This is a genomic window from Corynebacterium sp. NML 150383 (assembly GCF_002285085.1).
In the GTDB taxonomy this organism is placed as follows: domain Bacteria; phylum Actinomycetota; class Actinomycetes; order Mycobacteriales; family Mycobacteriaceae; genus Corynebacterium; species Corynebacterium gottingense.
Genome location: NZ_NSGK01000007.1, coordinates 87,676 through 105,835 on the forward strand (window position 1 = coordinate 87,676; position 18,160 = coordinate 105,835).

General features: G+C 65.1%; 16 protein-coding genes. 9 read left to right on the forward strand and 7 right to left on the reverse strand.

Features of this window, described 5'->3' with window-relative positions; all coding sequences use genetic code 11:
* Positions 1-2: 2 nt before the first annotated feature.
* The 5 genes from CKJ85_RS08355 to CKJ85_RS08375 all read right to left on the reverse strand — a co-directional run bounded on the left by CKJ85_RS08355 (position 3) and on the right by CKJ85_RS08375 (position 7,417).
* The gene (locus CKJ85_RS08355) at positions 3-524 is read right to left on the reverse strand and encodes a Na+/H+ antiporter subunit E (protein WP_233127006.1); all 522 of its coding nucleotides are present in this window, start codon (positions 522-524) and stop codon (positions 3-5) included.
* Positions 525-2,375, reverse strand: coding sequence for a Na+/H+ antiporter subunit D (locus tag CKJ85_RS08360; RefSeq protein WP_095554038.1), 1,851 nt, complete (start codon positions 2,373-2,375; stop codon positions 525-527).
* Positions 2,365-2,856, reverse strand: coding sequence for a Na(+)/H(+) antiporter subunit C (locus CKJ85_RS08365; protein WP_095536316.1), 492 nt, complete (start codon positions 2,854-2,856; stop codon positions 2,365-2,367). The genes CKJ85_RS08360 and CKJ85_RS08365 overlap by 11 nt, the downstream gene beginning before the upstream one ends.
* Positions 2,857-5,844 carry a Na+/H+ antiporter subunit A gene (locus tag CKJ85_RS08370; RefSeq protein WP_095554039.1) on the reverse strand — a complete coding sequence of 996 codons (2,988 nt, stop codon included), beginning with the start codon at positions 5,842-5,844 and terminating at the stop codon, positions 2,857-2,859.
* A gap of 235 nt (positions 5,845-6,079) precedes the next feature.
* Positions 6,080-7,417, reverse strand: coding sequence for a dipeptidase (locus CKJ85_RS08375; RefSeq protein ID WP_095547816.1), 1,338 nt, complete (start codon positions 7,415-7,417; stop codon positions 6,080-6,082).
* A 217-nt stretch (positions 7,418-7,634) separates the two neighbouring features.
* On the opposite strand from CKJ85_RS08375, the gene groL reads away from it, so the two are divergent.
* The 4 genes from groL (at position 7,635) to ppk2 (ending at position 11,380) form a co-directional block, all read left to right on the forward strand.
* A complete protein-coding gene (gene groL, locus CKJ85_RS08380) occupies positions 7,635-9,275 on the forward strand; it encodes a chaperonin GroEL (protein ID WP_095536313.1) in 1,641 nt (546 codons plus the stop codon).
* 428 nt (positions 9,276-9,703) lie between these two features.
* On the forward strand, positions 9,704-9,862 hold the full coding sequence (locus CKJ85_RS12025; protein WP_158221635.1) for a hypothetical protein: 159 nt from the start codon (positions 9,704-9,706) through the stop codon (positions 9,860-9,862).
* Between the two features lie 92 nt (positions 9,863-9,954).
* Entirely contained in the window at positions 9,955-10,083 is a 129-nt protein-coding gene (locus tag CKJ85_RS12295; protein ID WP_255396015.1) for a hypothetical protein, read from the forward strand.
* A gap of 397 nt (positions 10,084-10,480) precedes the next feature.
* Positions 10,481-11,380 (forward strand): polyphosphate kinase 2, encoded by a 900-nt coding sequence (gene ppk2 / locus CKJ85_RS08385; RefSeq protein WP_095275641.1) that lies wholly within the window; start codon positions 10,481-10,483, stop codon positions 11,378-11,380.
* A gap of 57 nt (positions 11,381-11,437) precedes the next feature.
* Here the strand turns inward: ppk2 and CKJ85_RS08390 are convergent, their stop codons facing one another.
* Positions 11,438-11,881 (reverse strand): MarR family transcriptional regulator, encoded by a 444-nt coding sequence (locus CKJ85_RS08390; RefSeq protein WP_095547814.1) that lies wholly within the window; start codon positions 11,879-11,881, stop codon positions 11,438-11,440.
* Positions 11,882-11,974: 93 nt separating this feature from the next.
* Positions 11,975-12,268: a rhodanese-like domain-containing protein gene (locus CKJ85_RS08395; RefSeq protein ID WP_095554040.1), complete on the reverse strand. Its 294-nt coding sequence runs from the start codon at positions 12,266-12,268 to the stop codon at positions 11,975-11,977.
* Positions 12,269-12,295: 27 nt separating this feature from the next.
* Between CKJ85_RS08395 and CKJ85_RS08400 the strand changes: the two genes are divergently transcribed.
* The 5 genes from CKJ85_RS08400 to CKJ85_RS08420 all read left to right on the forward strand — a co-directional run bounded on the left by CKJ85_RS08400 (position 12,296) and on the right by CKJ85_RS08420 (position 18,152).
* Positions 12,296-12,973: a hypothetical protein gene (locus tag CKJ85_RS08400; protein WP_095554041.1), complete on the forward strand. Its 678-nt coding sequence runs from the start codon at positions 12,296-12,298 to the stop codon at positions 12,971-12,973.
* Positions 12,974-13,096: 123 nt separating this feature from the next.
* Entirely contained in the window at positions 13,097-13,936 is an 840-nt protein-coding gene (locus CKJ85_RS08405; RefSeq protein ID WP_095554042.1) for a hypothetical protein, read from the forward strand.
* A gap of 467 nt (positions 13,937-14,403) precedes the next feature.
* A complete protein-coding gene (locus CKJ85_RS08410) occupies positions 14,404-16,119 on the forward strand; it encodes a SpaH/EbpB family LPXTG-anchored major pilin (RefSeq protein WP_095554043.1) in 1,716 nt (571 codons plus the stop codon).
* A gap of 194 nt (positions 16,120-16,313) precedes the next feature.
* Positions 16,314-17,216 carry a class C sortase gene (locus CKJ85_RS08415; protein ID WP_095554044.1) on the forward strand — a complete coding sequence of 301 codons (903 nt, stop codon included), beginning with the start codon at positions 16,314-16,316 and terminating at the stop codon, positions 17,214-17,216.
* Positions 17,217-17,222: 6 nt separating this feature from the next.
* Positions 17,223-18,152, forward strand: coding sequence for a SpaA isopeptide-forming pilin-related protein (locus tag CKJ85_RS08420; protein ID WP_095554045.1), 930 nt, complete (start codon positions 17,223-17,225; stop codon positions 18,150-18,152).
* Positions 18,153-18,160 lie beyond the last annotated feature (8 nt).

The following is an 18,160-nucleotide window of genomic DNA, read 5'->3' on the forward strand; positions in this document are numbered from 1 at the left end:
GGTTAGCTCCTGCTCTCAAAAATGTCGATCATCTGGCGCTCGAGGGCGGCGACGTTATCAATCTCGCGCTGGATGGCGTGCGGGTCGGCGGCGTCGAGGACGTGGATGGTCCACTCGCGGTCGGCGAGGTTGATGTCCGTAATCGAGCCGCCGGGCTGCAGGTTGTACGCGCAGGTGGCCAGGTACAGGACGAACTCGCTGCTCAGCCGCATGGGGACGGTGAGGATGGCGTTCTTCGGTGGCGCGGCGGGGCGCAGCGCCAGCCAGATCACCTTCGCCGACGCGATGAGCAGGTCGCGCAGCCACACCAGCCCGAACAGGACGAGCTTGCCCCACCGGACCTTGTAGCCGGTGTTGGGGATGTGCGGCAGCGGCAGCAGCAGCACGATCAGCAGCGCGAGCCCGAGCCCGGCGGCGACGTTGCCCCAGCTCAGCTCGCCCATCAGCAACACCCACATGAGCGTCAGCCACACCACAAACAGCGGCCGGAACCGGTGCCTGACGCCTTGCATCGTCTCCAGCATCTACTCCTCACCTCCGTTGGGGCTCATGCTTGTCTGCGTCTCCGCACCCGGCGTCGCTTCCTCCGTATCCCCAGCGACGGGCGTGGGCACGGTCTCCGTGGAAACGCCCTCGCCGCCTTCGGGGCTCCGCTGGTCCCGCTCCACGTGGTGGCGGTCCAGGTTGTCGGACGCGCCGTAGTCCGAGTGCGGGGTGGTGAAGCGCTCGGGGCGCCGGGTCGGCTCGTCGCTGTCCGCCCCCACGGGGCCCTCCAGCACCGCGTTGCGGTAGATCGAGCGGTCCTGCGCCGACTCCGCCGCGCGGTCCGTGATGCTGGAGATCGGTCCCGCCAGGAAGGTGATGGACACAGAGGCGGCGACGAGCAGCGCCGTGGAGAGGAGCATGCCCGCGGGCAGGCGGCCGACGTCGTCGCGCTGCTCGAACTGGGTGGTTTCGCCGCGCTCGGCAAGCAGGGATGGCCGCGCCATGGCCACGTTGCCCTCGGGGGCGTCGGCGCGGTCGCGCAGGAAGCCCTTAGACCAGACCAGGATCATGGCGTAGAGGGTGAGCAGCGAGGTTACCACGGCGCCGCCGATGAGGACCCAGGCCAGCCAGGACCCGTCGTCTGCGCCTGCCTGGATGAGCATCACCTTGCCCAGGAAGCCGGAGAACGGCGGGACGCCGCCCAGGTTGAGCGCGGGGATGAAGTACAGGATGGCAATGATCGGGGCCGTGTACAGCAGGGAGCCCAGGCGCCGCAGCTGGGCGGCCCCGGCCTGACGCTCCACCAGGCCGACCACCAGGAACAGGGAGGTCTGCACGAGAATGTGGTGGACCGCGTAGAAGATCGCGCCGGACAGGCCCGTCATGGAGCCGAGCGCGATGCCAAAGATCATGTAGCCGATGTGCGAGACCAGCGTGAACGACAACAGTCGCTTGATGTCGTTCTGGGCAAGCGCGCCCATCACGCCGATGATCATGGTCAGCAGTGCCACCCACATGAGCAGGGTGTCCAGGGTGCCGCCCGTAAACACGGTGGAGCGCATGCGGATGATCGCGTACACGCCCACCTTGGTCAGCAGGCCCGCGAACACGGCGGTGACCAGGGAGGCCGCAGTGGGGTAGGAGTCAGGCAGCCACGCGTCCAGCGGGAACACGGCCGCCTTGATGCCAAACGCAACAAGCAGGGTGGCAAAGACGGCGGCGCGGGTGCCGTCGGGGATCTCCTCCATGCGCATGCCCGCCTGCGCCATGTTTACGGTGCCCACGGCGGAGTAGACCAGGGCCAGGGCGAAAAGGAAGACCATGGACGAGGCCATGGAGACCATCACATAGCCGATGCCGCTGCGCACGCGCCCGGGTGAGGCGCCGAGGGTGAGCAGGACGTACGAGGCGACCAGGAAGATCTCAAACCCGACGTACAGGTTGAACAGGTCGCCGGCCAGGAAGGAGAGGTTCACGCCCATGCACAGGAGCATGTAGACGGGGAGGAAGACGGCGATGGGGTCGTCCTCGCCGCCGTCGCGAAGCCCCTGCGAGATGCCGTACCACATGACGGCGAAGAGCACGGTGGCGGAGACGAACAGCATGATGGTGGACAGCCGGTCCGCCACGAGCGTGATGCCCACGACGGCGTCCCAGCCGCCCATGTGCACGGTCTGGATGCCGTGGACGTCGGCGATGATAATCATGGCGCCGGCGATGAGGGCGAGCGCGAACAGCGTGGTGAGCGCGATGGCGCGCTGCAGCTGGACGTGCTTGCCCGAGACCAGGATGAGCGCCGCCGCGATGGCGGGCAGGATCAGCGGCATCACCGTCAGGTACGGCATGGCGGGCAGCGCCCAGTCGGCGAAGTCGAGGAGACTACTGGTCATTCTCCGCCTCCTTCACGGGTGTCTCGAACGAGCGCGGGCCGAAGGAGTCACCGGACAGGCTCGGCTTGCCGGTCTCCGGGTCGTCGGAGCGGTCGTGGTCCGGCGCGGCTGCGGGCGTGGTCGGCCGCTTGGCAATCGCGCGGTCCTCCTCGTCGCGCTCGATGATGTCGTCGGTGCGGTAGCGGTACTGCCGGTACGCCAGCGCGAGCATGAACGCGCTCATGGCCATGGAGATCACGATCGCGGTGAGGATCATCGCCTGCGCGAGCGGGTCCGCGCTGTCCGCGTACTGCTCGGATTCGCGCCCGAGAATCGGTGGCGAGCCCGCCTGCCCGCCGGACTGCAGCAGCAGGAGGTTCGCCCCGTTGCCAATCAGCAGCACGCCGAGGATCATGCGGGTCATCGCCCGATCCAGCATCATGTACACCCCGCACGCGATAAGCACGCCCGAGCCGATCAGGAGGAAGAGGTTCGCTTCCATCTACTTGCTCCCTTCTTGGGCTTGTTTGCTTATCGACGATCCCGCTCCCCCAGCCGAAGCCCGCTCGGACTCCCTGGCGGCGCGCCGCTGCGCCTGCTGCTGCCGGCGCCGTTTGTTCTTCACTTGCAGCTCACGGGCGCGGTCGCGGGCCCGCTGCTTGCGGGTGTCTTCCTCGCGGTCCAGGTACGCGCCCATGGAGCCGAGGATGTGCAAGGTGAGGCCGACGACGATGGCGTACACGCCGGCGTCGAAAACCAGCGCCGAGGGGACGTCGAACTCGCCGATGAGCGGCAGCGCCAGGGAGGCGTAGCCGGTGGTGAGCGGCGGGTTGCCAAAGAAGAGCGGTACCACCACGCATGCGGCCGAGAGGAGGATGCCCGTGCCCAGGATCTTCGCGGGGTCGACCGGCAGCGCCTCGTCGATTTCCGCGCGGCCGCCCGCCAGGTAGCGCAGCGTGAACGCGAGCGCGGCGACCAGGCCGCCCGCGAAGCCGCCGCCGGGGGCATTGTGGCCGGAGAAGAAGAAGTAGAAGGACAGGAGCATGATCGACGGGAAGAGGATTCGCGTGACCACATCGACCATGATGGAGCGGTTCTGCGCCGTCTCCGAGTCCACGCCCGAGGCGAGCCAGCGGGGCTTGTTGGTGGACAGGGTGGGGCGCCGGGACTCGCGCCCGAACGTGCCCGTGCCGAAGATGAGGCTGGCCACGCCGGTGGCGGCGATGACCAGGACCAGGATCTCGCCAAAGGTGTCGGCGGCGCGCAGGTCCACGAGCAGCACGTTGACGGTGTTGCGGCCGTGGCCGATCTCGTACGCCAGGTCCGGCATGTACTTGGACACCGGGTCCTGCACGCGCGCCGACATCGCCGTCATGGCCACGATCACGACGGAGAGGCCCGTGCCGATGGAGAGCCAGGCGCGCAGCCGGTTGTCGTCGTTGCGCGGCTCCACCTCCGTGGGCATCTTGCGCAGGACCAGCATGAACACCACCATGACGATGGTCTCCACCAGGGCCTGCGTGAGCGCGAGGTCCGGAGCGCCGTGCAGCGCAAAGATGAACGCGAGCGAGTAGCCGGTCAGGCCGACCATGACCACGCCGGACAGGCGGTTGCGCTGCAGCGTGGCAAAGATCGCCATGGCGCACAGGATGCAGACCACAAGGCCCTGCCACGGGTTGTCCCACAGCAACATGTGGATGTCGTTGCTCTGCCCCAGAATCAGCGCGGCGAGCGGGACCACCATGAGCGTGGCAAAGATGACCGCCAGGTTGATAGTCAGCGAGCCGCGCTGCGTCGACGCCGTGAGCTTGAGCGACGCGTTGCGGAGCTGGTGGAGGATGAGATCCCAGATTTCGTCGGCGTCGCCAAGCGCGGGCTTGTCAAAGTGGACCCTGCGGATCAGGTCGCGCTGCCAGAACAACACGGTGCCGGCCACGACGATCACCACGGTGAGCATGAGCGGGGTGGTGATGCCGTGCCACAGCTTCAACGGCGCGCCCTCGTCTTGCGGGAAGCGGACGTCCAGGTAGGAGTTGATGGCGTTGGACAGCCAGGCGGGCAGGAGCCCGAACGCGATGGTGGCCAGCGTGAGCATCGCCGGGGAGGCGGAAAGCAGGGGGCCGATGTGGTGCATCTTTGCCACGGCGGGGGAGACGCCGGCCTCGCGGTGCTGCGCCTTTGTGGCGAACGCGCCCCACAGGAAGTACAGGGAGTAGCCCATTGTCAGGATGGAGCCGACCACCAGCACGACCAGCGTGATGTGGCCAGGCATGCCGTGCAGCGACTCCTCGTGCAGGATCGCCTCCAGCGCCGATTCCTTGGCAATGAACCCGAACAGCGGGGGCAGTCCCGCCATCGACGCCGCCGACACGACCGCTAGGAACGCGACGAACGGTTCCTTGCGGCCCAGGCCGGAGAGCTCGCCGATGTCGCGGGTGCCGGTCGTGTGGTCGATCGCGCCGACGATCATGAACAGCGTCGCCTTAAACATGGAGTGCGCGAACGTGATGGCCAGGCCCGCCATCGTCGCCTCGCGCGAGCCCACGCCGATCACCGCAGTGATAAAGCCCAGCTGGGAGACCGTTCCGTACGCCAGGATGAGCTTCAAGTCGCGCTGCTTCAGCGCCATCCACCCGCCGAGCAGCATGGTGAACAGGCCGGTGGAGATGACCACCAGGTGCCAGGTGCTCACGGCCGCCATGTCCGGCGCCAGGCGGGCGACCAGGTAGATGCCCGCCTTCACCATCGCCGCCGAGTGCAGGTAGGCGGACACCGGGGTGGGTGCCGCCATCGCGCCGGGCAGCCAGAAATGCCACGGGGCTTGGGCTGACTTGGTCAGCGCGCCGAGCATGATGAGCACGATCGCCACGGAAATCGCGGGCGTGTTCTGGATGTCTGCAAACTGCGGGATCTGGCTGAGCTTCCAGATGCCCGCGTTGAACCCGAGCAGGTTGATGCCCACCAGCATGGCCAGCCCGCCCATGGTGGTGATCATGAGCGCCTGGATCGCGGCCCTGCGTGACGACGCCCGCTCGCCGTAGTACGAGACGAGCAGGTAGGACAGGATGGACGTCAACTCCCAGAACACGTACATGAGCAGGAAGTTGTCCGAGATGACCAGGCCGTACATGACGGTGGCGAACATGGTGAGCTCGCCGCCGAGCTTGGCCAGCCGGCGCGGGTTGGAGTCGAAGTAGCCCCAGCAGTACAGCAGGACGAGGGCGCCGACGCCCAGGATGATCAGGGAGAACAGCCCGGCCAGAGGGTCGAGGCGGAACTCCAGGTTGAGGTTGGCGGAGGGCATCCAGGCGTAGCTGGCAACGATCTCGCCTTCGTGAGTAAAGATACCCCGCTGGAACAGGCTGGCCATCCAGATGAAGCCGCCGAGTGGGACCGTGGCGAGCATGCCGAACGCTGCCCGGCCGCACAACCTGATGAGCGGGGGTGCGGCAATCGTCGCGATAATGAGCGCGGCGAGCAGCGTGAGCAAAGTGCGGACCCCTCCTTGGGCATGTACGGATCGAGTTCTCTTACCGAGCCCAACAAGCCCAACAAAGCGGCCCAAGGAAGCACAAAGCGGCCATGAATTGGACACTCGTGCGAGTGCGTGGGGCGCGTCGAAAAGAATAGGCGCGGCCAATGCGTCCAACTGTACCGATTAGATAGCTATTTCGCTACCGAATTGTGGCCGCATCGTGACCGCGCCCCGAGTGGCTGAGGGTGGCTTACTTGCCGTACTGGCGGAGGAAGCTGGCCTCAGCGACGGCGATGCGCTCGATCTCGGTCGGGTCGACGGACTCGTCCACGCCGTGGATGCCGCAAGCGGGTTCCTCAACGCCGTAGAGGGCGATCTCAGCATCCGGGAACTGCTCCTGCAGCGTGTTGGTCAGCGGGATGGAGCCGCCGGAACCGATGAGGGTGAGCTTGTCGGTGCCGTACGCCTCGCGCAGGCACTCGCCGAGCTTCGCGGCGGCGGGGCGCTCCGGGTCGGTGGCAAACGGGGCGTTGACGCCGCTGATTTCCACGGTCACCTTGGCGCCCCAGGGGGTGTGCGCCTTGATGTGCTCCTCCATCTTCTGCGCGATCTCGGCGGCGTCCTGGCCGGCGGGGACGCGCAGGTTGAACTGGGCCTCGGCGCGCGGGTTGACCGCGTTGACCGCCTCAGCGACCGGGGTGGAGGTAAAGCCGATCATGGTGACGGCCGGGCGTGCCCAGCACATGTCGGCGGGGTCGTCGTCGACGGTGCCGAGGAGCTGGACGCCGTCGAGGACGCCGGCGTCGGTGCGGAAGGTGTCGCGCTCGTAGGCGTCGCCGGTCCACTTGGCGGTGGTGTCGACGCCGTCGATGGTGGTGCGCCCGTGCTCGTCGAAAAGCGAATCGGCGATGCGGATCAGGGCGTGGGCCGCGTCGGGGGCGGCGCCGCCGAAGCTGCCGGAGTGGATCGCGCCCTCGAGGGTTTCCACGGTGACCTTCACCTGGGCGCCGCCGCGCAGGGAGGTGGTCAGGGTGGGCTCGCCCACGGCGGCGTTACCGGAGTCGGCGATGAGGATGGCGTCGGCGCGGAAGATCTCCGGCTCGGCCTCGATGAGCTTGCCCAGGCCGTCGTCGCCGCCGAGCTCCTCGGAGCCCTCGACGACCACCTTCAGGCCCAGGTCGGTGCCGCCGGCGGCCTCGACTAGGCGCAGCGCCTCGAGGTGCATGGCCAGGTTGCCCTTGCAGTCGGCGGCGCCGCGGCCGTACCAGCGGCCGTCGCGCTCGGTGAGCTCGAACGGGTCATTGGTCCACACGGACGGGTCGCCCGCCGGGACGACGTCGTAGTGGGAGTAGAGGAGGACGGTTGGGGCGTCGCCCGCCGGTTCCTTGACGGCGACGATGGTGTCCGCGTTGTCCACGGTGGCGTGGCGGGTCACGTTCAGGCCCAGGCCCTCGAGGGCGGAGACGGTCCAGGCGCAGGCGGCCTCGTGCTGGTCGGCCAGCTCCGGGGTGGAGTGCGGGGAGTTAAAAGAGACCAGTTTGGCCAGGTCGGCGAAGATGCGTGTGCGGTCCGGTGTGAATTCACTCATGGGGGCGACGCTACCATTGGGGAAACGGTGGGCGTCGATAAGCAAATGGTGCTTGCACTCGCTGGGGGTGAGTGCTAAAAATGGGTCCTAGCACTCGGAGACGCCAAGTGCTAAGCGGGTGAGGCTGCACCACTCAGCAGCCGTGCCGTCGCGGGCGCCTGCTTGAACCGACGAATTGAGTACTCGTTCCACAATAAATAAGGAGCAACAAACTCACATGGCAAAGACCATTGCATTCGACGAGGAAGCACGCCGCAGCCTCGAAAACGGCCTGAACACCCTGGCAGACGCCGTGAAGGTGACGCTTGGCCCGAAGGGTCGCAACGTCGTCCTGGAGAAGTCCTGGGGCGCGCCGACCATTACGAACGATGGCGTGACCATCGCGAAGGAAATCGAGCTCGAGGACCCGTACGAGAAGATCGGCGCCGAGCTGGTGAAGGAAGTTGCCAAGAAGACTGACGACGTCGCTGGCGACGGCACCACCACCGCAACCGTCCTGGCCCAGGCGCTCGTGCGCGAGGGACTGCGCAACGTTGCGGCCGGCTCCAACCCGATGGGCATCAAGCGCGGCATCCAGGCCGCGACCGACAAGGTGTCCAAGCACCTGCTCGACTCCGCGAAGGAAGTGGAGACCCAGGAGCAGATCGCTTCCACCGCCGGCATCTCCGCCTCCGACCCGGAGATTGGCAAGAAGATCGCCGAGGCGATGTACGCGGTTGGCAACGGCACCGTGAACAAGGAGTCCGTCATCACGGTCGAGGAGTCCAACACCTTCGGTGTTGAGCTCGAGGTGACCGAGGGCATGCGCTTTGACAAGGGCTTCATCTCCGCCTACTTCGCCACCGACATGGAGCGCGGCGAGGCCGTGCTGGAAGACCCGTACATCCTGCTGGTCTCCGGCAAGATCTCCAACGTCAAGGAGCTCGTCCCGGTTCTGGAGCAGGTCATGCAGTCGGGCAAGCCGCTGCTCATCGTCGCCGAGGACGTCGAGGGCGAGGCCCTGTCCACCCTCGTGGTGAACAAGATCCGCGGCACCTTCAAGTCCGTCGCCGTGAAGGCACCGGGCTTTGGCGACCGCCGCAAGGCGATGCTGCAGGACCTGGCTATCCTCACCGGCGGCCAGGTCATCTCCGAGGAGGTCGGCCTGTCCCTGGAGACCGCCGGCATCGAGCTGCTCGGCCAGGCACGCAAGGCCGTCATTACGAAGGACGAGACCACCCTGGTCCAGGGCGCTGGCGACCAGGCCCAGATTGAGGGCCGCGTCAAGCAGATCCGCGCCGAGATCGAGCACTCTGACTCCGACTACGACCGCGAGAAGCTGCAGGAGCGCCTGGCCAAGCTGGCTGGCGGCGTTGCGGTGATCAAGGTCGGTGCCGCCACCGAGGTGGAGCTCAAGGAGCAGAAGATGCGCATCGAGGATGCGGTGCGCAACGCGAAGGCTGCTGTGGAGGAGGGCATCGTCGCCGGCGGTGGCGTGGCACTCCTGCAGGCCGCCAAGGAGCTCGAGGGCGACCTGGAGCTGACCGGCGACGAGGCTACGGGCGTGAAGATCGTCCGCGAGGCACTCTCCGCCCCGCTGAAGCAGATCGCCCACAACGCAGGCCTGGAGCCGGGCGTTGTTGCGGACAAGGTTGCCAACCTCCCCGCGGGCCAGGGCCTGAACGCCGCGACCGGCGAGTACGTTGACATGCTCTCCGAGGGCATCAACGACCCGGCCAAGGTGACCCGCTCCGCGCTGCAGAACGCCGCGTCCATCGCTGGTCTGTTCCTGACCACCGAGGCTGTCGTTGCGGACAAGCCGGAGCCGGCTGGCGCCGCAGGTGCCGGCATGGACCCGGAGGCAATGGGCATGATGTAAGCCCGTTTGCGTCCGAAACGCCCCGAGTAGCCCCGCGCTGCTTGGGGCGTTTTGCTGTCTCCCTCGGCCCCCTTCCAGCCCGTATACCCCCGTATGTGGGGAAATGTCCGGCCATGTGGGGGGGCATTGCTTATCGACACCACCGCAACCCCCGTTACGCCGCCCCGCCGGAGTTAAGAGACAGTTAACTTTGTAGCATCATAACAAAGCTGTAACGGCGCAGGTTGGCGGTGAACCTTGGAAAAAGGTTGCGTTTGGGTGAACGAACTCTCAAATGGGGCCGACTTTGGCGGGGAAAAAGTTTCGCCGGAACACTTGCGAGCTCACAATGCTGTGGCAAAATATTTCGTGTGATGCCCCATGGAGGGTGTCAGGACACTGTCAATCTAGAGCCAGACACTCTGGCACCTACACGTAAGGGGAAAACAATGGGTGACCTCTCTACCATCGCTGACATGCTGAAGGACTTCGGCAAGTTTGGTAAGAACTTCGTCGAGCTGTTCCGCGGCATTCCGGACATCCTGATCCGCTTCGGCTCCCTGGGCACCGCTGCCAAGGAGCTCCCGAACGACACTGCCTCCAAGTAGTCGTCTCTCGCGCGTCCACTTTCGGCAACGCGCAAACTTCAACACTCACCTCATTGGCCTTGGATAGGGTCACTCGTTAAAAGGAGAACATCATGGAAGCACTTCAGAACTGGGCATTTCTGTCCTCTGACGCACACGTTGCAGGCGCACTGCTCGGCATCCTGGGCGCAGTTGCTAAGGCGGCTGGCAACCTGGGCGAGCTGATCGGCCTTGTCGCGTAAGACAAACCGCCTTACAACCCCGCCGCTGCGCGGGGTTGTTTTGCGTTTAAGGCGTCTCTTTGGTCGCGTGCGCGGAACCGGCGAAGCGCAGCTTGAGCTGGAGGCTCCCCGTGCTGAGGCTCCCCGCGCAGAGGCGAATCGCCCGGCGGCTGGGTGGGCCAAGACCTCAAAGCCGAAGCCGGAAGCAACTCAGCCGGCCAAGGATCCCAGTGCACTCGCATCCGAGGAGAAGCTGGTCGCTCCGGTGCCGGAATCGACGGAGAAGGCCCCGGATGCAAAGCCCGCGGCGAAGGCCTACAACGCACACCAGGCGGACACCCCGGCGAAACTGACTTCCGATTCCACCTCTCAATCTTCCATCGAACACAAACCCCAGACGGGCGGTAAACTTAAGGACATGGCTGACCACAAGGATGATGAACTCCCTTTGATCGACCTGGCAGAGGTCGAGGGCTGGGTTGTTGACGATACTGATGAAGACGATCCGGTGCTCATGATGCCGGACGGCACGCCGATTCAGACCTGGCGTGAGAATTACCCGTACGACGAGCGCCTGAGCCGCGCGGAGTACGAGAAGGAAAAGCGCGCGCTGCAGATCGAGCTGCTGAAGTGGCAGAACTGGACCAAGGACACGGGCCAGCGCCACATCATCCTTTTCGAGGGGCGCGACGCCGCCGGCAAGGGCGGCACCATTAAGCGCTTCAACGAGCATCTCAACCCGCGTGGTGCCCGTACGGTTGCGCTGGAGAAGCCCAGCCCGCGCGAGTCCACCTCGTGGTACTTCCAGCGCTACATTGAGCACTTCCCGTCCGCGGGCGAGATCGTGTTCTTTGACCGCTCCTGGTACAACCGCTCGGGCGTCGAGCGCGTCATGGGCTTCTGCACCGAGTCGCAGCACGCGGAGTTCCTCCGTGAGGTTCCGATGCTGGAGAACATGATCCTGGGCTCCGGCATCTCGCTGACCAAGTTCTGGTTCTCCGTGACCCAGCGCGAGCAGCGCACCCGCTTTGCCATCCGCCAGGTGGACCCGGTCCGCCAGTGGAAGCTGTCCCCGATGGACCTGGCCTCGCTGGACAAGTGGGACGACTACACCCGCGCCAAGGAGGAGCAGTTCCGCTACACCGATACGGACGAGTCCCCGTGGGTGACCATCAAATCCAACGATAAGAAGCGCGCCCGCCTCAACGCGATGCGCTACATCCTGTCCAAGTTCGAGTACACGAACAAGGACCACGAGCTCGTCGGCGAGCCGGACCCGCTGATTGTCAAGCGCGGCCGCGACCAGATCGGCGACTAAACTCGCGCCTCATTGCCCGGTCCCCGTGGGGGCCGGGCTTTTCGCTTATCGACGCCCCTACTGGTCCTCGTCCTGCAGAATCGCCTTCGACAGCTTCTTCAGGCTCTTGAGCTGCTTGGCGCTGGACGCGTCGAGGGCGCGGTCCTCAGCATCGGCGACCTCCTCGGCGAGCGTCCCCAACGCCTTGGAGCCTTTCTTGGTCGCGGTGACGATCTGGCGGCGCCGGTCCTTCGGGTCGCGGTCGCGCTTGACCCAGCCCAGGTTCTCCAGCGAATCGACGAGGCGGACCATGTCGGAGGCGTCGACAGCCAGCAGGCTGGACAGCTGCGACTGGGACAGCGCAGTGTTGTCAACGCAGGTGAGTACCCAAAAGCCGCGCATGCTCACGTCGTGCTTGAACAGGGTGCGCTCCACCTCTTCCTTGGTGTGGCGGCGGACCCGCTCGATCTGGAAGGACGGGGACTTGGTGAGTGCATTGGGGAGCTCGTCGTGCGTTGCCATGCCCACATCATACGGTTAGTTGGCTAATTCAATCAATTACAGGTGCGCGGTAAATTGCCCCCGCCGGGCGGTGTGTTTTGCCGGGGTAGGCGGCTATTTAGCGGGGAGGTCGGCGGCGAGCCAGGCGTCCGTGCCACCGGCGACGTTGATGACGTTGTCCCAACCTCGGGCCTGCTCCAGGTACTCGGCGGCGTGGGCGGAGCGGCCGCCGGATTTGCAGATGACGTAGATGTCCTGGTTCGGGTCGATCTTGTCGGCCAGGCCGACAAAGTTGGACAGCGGAAGATTGACGGCGCCCGCGGCGTGGGCGGTGGCGAACTCGTCGGGCTCGCGGACGTCGATAAGCTGTGCTCCCTGCGGTACTTCTGTGACATTGACTGTTTTCATGGGGCCGATCCTATACGCTATTGCGCCATGGGATCCCGGAGACCGCGTCGCCCGCAGTGGGTGTATTGGGTGCGGCGCGCGATGGTGCTTGCGATGCTGGTGGCGGTGCTTGCGCTGCCGGTGGCGTTGCTGAGCCGGTGTGGGGGAGGGGAGCCGGGTGCGGCGGGCCCGATTGGGCAGTCGCGGCCGGTGGAGATGGTGGTGCCGCAGATAGGCTTGCGCGCCGAGTTTGAGGAGGGGGATTGCCGGGTGAAGGACGGTGCGATCAATCCGGCGTCGATGGGCAAGGCGTGCGCGTACACGGCGGAGGGGAAGCCGTACCAGCTGCCGGGCCCGGGTGCTGGTGACCTTGTCGTGGTGGCGGGGCACACCGGCGCGGCGGTGCACGGTGTGTTTGACGGGCTGTACGACGCGCGCGCGAATGCGCACAACGTGCGCGAGGGGGACACGCTTTACCTGCGCACGCAGGATTCGCGCGCGGCGGGCAAGTGGTTGGAGTACCGCGCGACGGACCTGCACGACCCGGAGAAGGAGGGGCTGGCTGACGACGCCTCCGTGTGGGGTACCGAGCCCATGCCCGGTCGCCTCCTCACCATCTCCTGCATCCAGCCGGTGAACCCACTTGCCGCGGCGGTGCGCAACGCGGTGGTGGGGTGGCAGTTTGCGGGCGTGGTGGACGACGCGACGGTGGACGCCGCTGGGTAGCCGACGCACCTGCGCGACAATCGTTGCCAATGTGTTACGTGTGACTCCTGGGAAAAGGTGGCACCGCTGTGTAAAGTCTAAAGGTGAACTTGAGAGTGACCCTCGCTCGAGACAGGAGACCCCATGAACCGCACTTCCCTCGCCGTCGCTTTTGCCGGTGCGCTCACATTCGCCGCGGCGCCGCTCGCCAGCGCGCAGGACCTCCCCGCCGAGGTGACGGACGCCCTCGGCGCCACCTACTTCCTCAACCAGACAGGGGACCACTACGTGTCCGACGCCAACCTCGTCGCCACCCCCTACGCGCAGCTAAGCGCCGGTGACCAGGAGCGCGCGGTCGACGTGACCAGGGCAGCGGTCGCAGGGCTTATCGACGCCCCCGCGCCCGCCCCCTCCGCGCCGGCTGCTCCCGCCGACGCGCCGGAGAGCCAGCAGGGCGACCAGCCTGCCACTCCGGTGCAGCCCGACGAGGACCAAGCCCCGGCGGAGCAGGTGCTCGACGCGGACGCGGTGGACCCGAACAACCCGGCGCCAGTTGCCGGCGGCTTGGTCGCGCTCCCGTCCGTGCTGAATGTGGACGGGCAGACCTACTACCTGAACAAGGACGGTGTCACCTACGTTGCTGACGTGGCCCGCGTCGCCGAAACCCCGACTCCGGAGGAGGCGCAAGCCTCGGCGCAACTGGTGACGGACAACGCTGGTGCGATCCGTGAGCAGGGGCTGGAGGAGGCCCGGGCCGGTGGTAAGGCCGAGCAGGCCGACGGTGAGGCAGCACCCGCTGTGGAGGTGCAGCAGCAGGCCGCGCCCGTGACCGCGGATGCTGTTGCCGGTGCCACCGAGGTACAGGCCCGCGGCATGGCTGCCGAGACCGGCTCCAACACAGTGGCTCGCGCGCTCGTGGCGCTGTTGATCGCCTCCGCGGTTGGCGCTGCGGTTTTTGTGGTGGGACGCCGCTACCTGGTGTAGCTCTGTGGAAGCCGCCGGCTGAATCGTCGGCTTGGGCGCTCGCTTGATGTGCGGGCGCCCCTTTTTTTGTGCCCTACCTCCTGGCTTTCTACCCCCGTTCGTCCACACCCGAGGGAGGTGCTGTGGCGAAGAGTATCCAGGGGTTGAATGTGTCTCACCACACTCCGCCAATCTTTGGGGACTTAGTCAAACATTCAAGTTCCCAGGTCAGGGGCCTTGACTCTCTAGTGAAGAAGTGCAAACTAGCTGCATAAATGTCTGCATATTAAAATTTTTTCCAGTTGAGCCCTAGTTAATTGAAATAGACATGTATTTATCTAGACACTCATGCAGTTTGGGTTTAGATTCCTCAGTGGTGCCCATGCTGGGCCCCATGTTCAAGCCGGGAGTGCCGTTCTCGGCGCACCTTTCCCACCGCTGACCACTTTGGGCCCAGCGATTTCTGATTTTCCGAAAGGACTTTCACCATGGCCAAAGCCATTGCAAAGACCGCAGCCATCGCTGTTGCTGCGGGCCTGACCTTCGCCGGCTCCGCCGGTATCGCTACTGACGCGTTCGCGCAGGAGACTTCCACTACCGTCTCCAATCCTGCCCCGACTGATTCGCCGGCTGCAGAAACGATCAATGATGCTGTAGCTGCGGACGGAACGGTCAATTTGACGATCCACAAGCGGGCAAATCTGACTGGAGAGCTCCAACCTGCTAACGGTGCAGAGAACGCCGCTCCCGGTGGCGAGGCGCTGGCCGGCGCGAAGTTCTCCGCCCGGAAGATTAAGGGTGACATCACTGACCAGCGAGTCTTTAACCAGATTGCGAAGCTCGCCAATGATCGCGATATTGCGGGAATCACTGCCGAAGGTGGCCCCGGCTTCGATGGAGAAGCAATCGACCTCGGTGAAACTCAGGGCGACGGCGGTACGCTGACTAAGCAGTTGCGCCGCGGCGCATACCTGATCACGGAAACTAACGTGCCGACGTCTACCGATGAGGCCTACATCAAGTCGGACCCGTTCATCGTCTTCCTGCCGATGACGAACGCTAACGGTATCGGCTGGAATACCGACGTACACCTTTACCCGAAGAACTCGATGGCGAAGGTGACCAAGGAAGTCACGGACGCGGATAAGCACGCCGGGGCATCAGACGATAAAAACAAGGTCGTGACGTACACGCTCGACGGCATTGTTCCGGTCGCGCCGGAGAACAATGAGTTGACCGCGTTCAACATTAACGACTCTTACAACAGCGCCGAACTGCAGCTGGACGAGAACTTTTTGCAGTCTGTTGAGGTAGTGAGGGGCGAGACGCGTACGAAACTCGAGCCCGCTGACTACAACGTCGTTAAGGGCAAGAACAACACCACCAAGTCCGCCGATGGCGAGACGGCTCGCGATTACAACGCGGGCTTTGTGATTTCGCTGACGGACGAGGGGCTGTCTAAGGTCCAGGCCAACGACCACGTCGTTGCCACGGTTAACGCGACTCTTCTGAACGCCCAGGAGGGTGGCGACCAGGACATCTGGAACTCTGTTAACGAGGCGGGAACGTTTAAGCGTAAGCAGGGGACGGGTTCCGGGTTCGACGAGAATCCGTGGGAGACTCCGCACGACGAGGTTGTCACGTACCTTGGCAACATCGAGGTCCTGAAGGCCGGTGAGCAGAATGACGGTTCTCGTAAGCTGCTTGAGGGGGCAGAGTTTAAGATCGGCAAGTGCAACGCTGACGGCACTGCGATCGACGGCGACCCCATCCAGACCGGTACTACCGATAAAGATGGAAAGCTGCTCTTCGAAGGCCTGCACGTCACCGACGTGATTAACAACGTGGAGGTCGGTACGCCCGGAAAGTCGCCCGGAAAGTACTGCCTCCAGGAGACCTCGGCACCTAAAGGTTACAGCTTTGACAAGAACAAGGTGTATCCGATCGAGCTGAGGAAAGACACCAGGAACTCTACGCAGCCTGCGAACTTCCTCAAAGCAGGACAGACGGAGAATTCTGCAAATTACACTGCACCTGAAAACGGAACGATCCGTATGAACGGTGTTGCTATCAACAACGTCAAATCGTCGACGCCCACCCTCCCCTCCACCGGTGGCATGGGTGTGCTGATCATCGTGCTGGCTGGTCTGGCCATCATCGGCGGCGGTGTCTACGCGGCACGTCGCAACTCCCAGGCGGCCTAAGCCCGTCCAAGGTCGGCGCACGGTAACGGCGCGCTGACCACCGGGTACTCCCGTCCGGCCCCTTGGTGAGGGGCTGGCGGGGGTGCGAGTGGGCGTCGATAAGCAATGGGCGCCCAACGCCTGAACGCGGGGAGGCGTAAAACTCCCGCCCAGTTTTTACACATCAGCCGTGCCTAGGTAGGAAGGATCGCGCAGTGACTACTGCCGTGGAAGGCAAGCACCGCAAAAAGCCGGCGCAGAAGCCGTTTTTCCAGCGCATTGCGCTGCCGGTCATCATTATTCTGGCGGGGCTGATGGTGCTGATGTACCCGGTCGTGGCCACCCAGTGGAACAACCGGGTGCAGGAGCAGGTGGCCAAGCAGTACGAGGAGCAGATCCAAGAGGCGCCGCCGGAGCAGATCAACCAGGCGCTCGAGGCGGCCAAGGAGTACAACCGCACGCACACCGACGGCCCGATTCTGGACCCGTGGCTTGCACGCATCTCCGAGGACAACCTGGACTACCAGGAGTACGAGAAGCACCTTGAAGGCGTGTCCGCGATGTCGCAGCTGGCCATTCCGTCGATTGACCTCCGCCTGCCCGTCTACCACGGCACGCGCGACGAGACGCTGCAGAAGGGCCTCGGCCATCTGTACGGCTCGGCGCTGCCCACCGGCGGCGAGGGTTTCCACTCGGTGATCACCGGCCACACGGGCCTGACCAACGCGACGCTTTTCGACGACCTCGTGGACGTCGAAGTCGGCGACGCCATCTACCTCTCCACCTTCGGTGAGCGGATGAAGTACCAGGTCTACGACATCGAGGTCGTCCTGCCCGAGGAGACTGACAGCCTCCGCGCCGAGGAAGGCCGCGACCTGCTCACCCTGATCACCTGCACCCCCTACGGCATTAACACGCACCGCCTTCTCGTCCACGCGGAGCGCGTCCCCATGGATCCGGACGAGGCGAGCGTGCTCGATGAATCCACCAGCACCGTGCAGTGGTGGATGTGGGCGCTCGGACTTGTTGCGCTGGCGATTCTCCTGGGCTTGGCCTGGTGGATCTGGCGCGAGAAAAAGAAGAACGATCGCGCGGGCGCTTCGAACGAGGAGGTTTAAGTCCTAGTGCGCACACTCAAATACTTCGCGGCCGCTGGTGCGGTGTCGGTGGTGCTTGCCGGCGCGTCGCTACCTGCTACCGCAGACGACCGTGTCATCAGCGGCAACGACCGCAACATCGCGGCGGAAAGCGTCGACGCCAACGAGCCGATCTCGCTGATGGTCCGCAAGGTAGCCAGCAACCCTTACGACGACATCCCGGCGGGCCAGAAGCCGACGTCCATCGCCGGCGCAATCTTCACGCTGTCGCAGGTGCGCGGTGTGGACATCACCACGTCCGGCGGCCGTAGCGCGGCGCGGAGCATGTCGCTTGACGACGCCCACGCTGCCGGACTGGACAAAATCTCCACCCTCACCACCGGCGACAACGGCCGCGTACAGTTCATGGACTTGCGGCCGGGCCTGTACCTACTCGAGGAGTCCGCGCCGGATTCCGACTACGACTACCGGATCTCCAACCCGAAGCTGATCATCCTGCCGCTGGCCAACGCGACGGGCGACCGGTTCAAGTACGACAACGTGATCGTGACCAAGCCGGGCAACAACCGCCCGGGTGGCTCGACCTCGCCGGAGACCTCGCCCCCGTCTCCGCCGACCACCACGGTGATGACGACGCCCACGGTGACGCCGAGCACGGAGCGCACGCCGTCGACGGAGCGTACCCGCACCACCACGAAGACGACGGGCGAAACCACCACCAAGCGCACCACGGAGCCGACGACGGTGCGCACCACCGAAACGACCACTGGCCTGGCCACCGCCAACGGCGGAGGCGGCGGCAGTAACGGTGGCGGCTCGAACGGCAGCAACAGCAACGACGACCGCGGAGGCTTCCTGGCCTCTACCGGTGCTGACGTGCTCTGGGCCGCAGGACTGGGCATGGCCCTGGTGCTGCTCGGCGTAATCCTGGCGGCACGGAGGAAGGAAGAAAACTAATGAGGAGT

Bases quoted from the DNA above. Each gene is read 5' to 3' on its own strand.
- CKJ85_RS08355 (WP_233127006.1), bottom strand. From the start codon at position 524: ATGCTGGAGACGATGCAAGGCGTCAGGCACCGGTTCCGGCCGCTGTTT.
- CKJ85_RS08360 (WP_095554038.1), bottom strand. From the start codon at position 2,375: ATGACCAGTAGTCTCCTCGACTTCGCCGACTGGGCGCTGCCCGCCATG.
- CKJ85_RS08365 (WP_095536316.1), bottom strand. From the start codon at position 2,856: ATGGAAGCGAACCTCTTCCTCCTGATCGGCTCGGGCGTGCTTATCGCG.
- CKJ85_RS08375 (WP_095547816.1), bottom strand. From the start codon at position 7,417: ATGAGTGAATTCACACCGGACCGCACACGCATCTTCGCCGACCTGGCC.
- groL (WP_095536313.1), top strand. From the start codon at position 7,635: ATGGCAAAGACCATTGCATTCGACGAGGAAGCACGCCGCAGCCTCGAA.
- CKJ85_RS12025 (WP_158221635.1), top strand. From the start codon at position 9,704: ATGGGTGACCTCTCTACCATCGCTGACATGCTGAAGGACTTCGGCAAG.
- CKJ85_RS12295 (WP_255396015.1), top strand. From the start codon at position 9,955: ATGGAAGCACTTCAGAACTGGGCATTTCTGTCCTCTGACGCACACGTT.
- ppk2 (WP_095275641.1), top strand. From the start codon at position 10,481: ATGGCTGACCACAAGGATGATGAACTCCCTTTGATCGACCTGGCAGAG.
- CKJ85_RS08390 (WP_095547814.1), bottom strand. From the start codon at position 11,881: ATGGCAACGCACGACGAGCTCCCCAATGCACTCACCAAGTCCCCGTCC.
- CKJ85_RS08395 (WP_095554040.1), bottom strand. From the start codon at position 12,268: ATGAAAACAGTCAATGTCACAGAAGTACCGCAGGGAGCACAGCTTATC.
- CKJ85_RS08400 (WP_095554041.1), top strand. From the start codon at position 12,296: ATGGGATCCCGGAGACCGCGTCGCCCGCAGTGGGTGTATTGGGTGCGG.
- CKJ85_RS08405 (WP_095554042.1), top strand. From the start codon at position 13,097: ATGAACCGCACTTCCCTCGCCGTCGCTTTTGCCGGTGCGCTCACATTC.
- CKJ85_RS08410 (WP_095554043.1), top strand. From the start codon at position 14,404: ATGGCCAAAGCCATTGCAAAGACCGCAGCCATCGCTGTTGCTGCGGGC.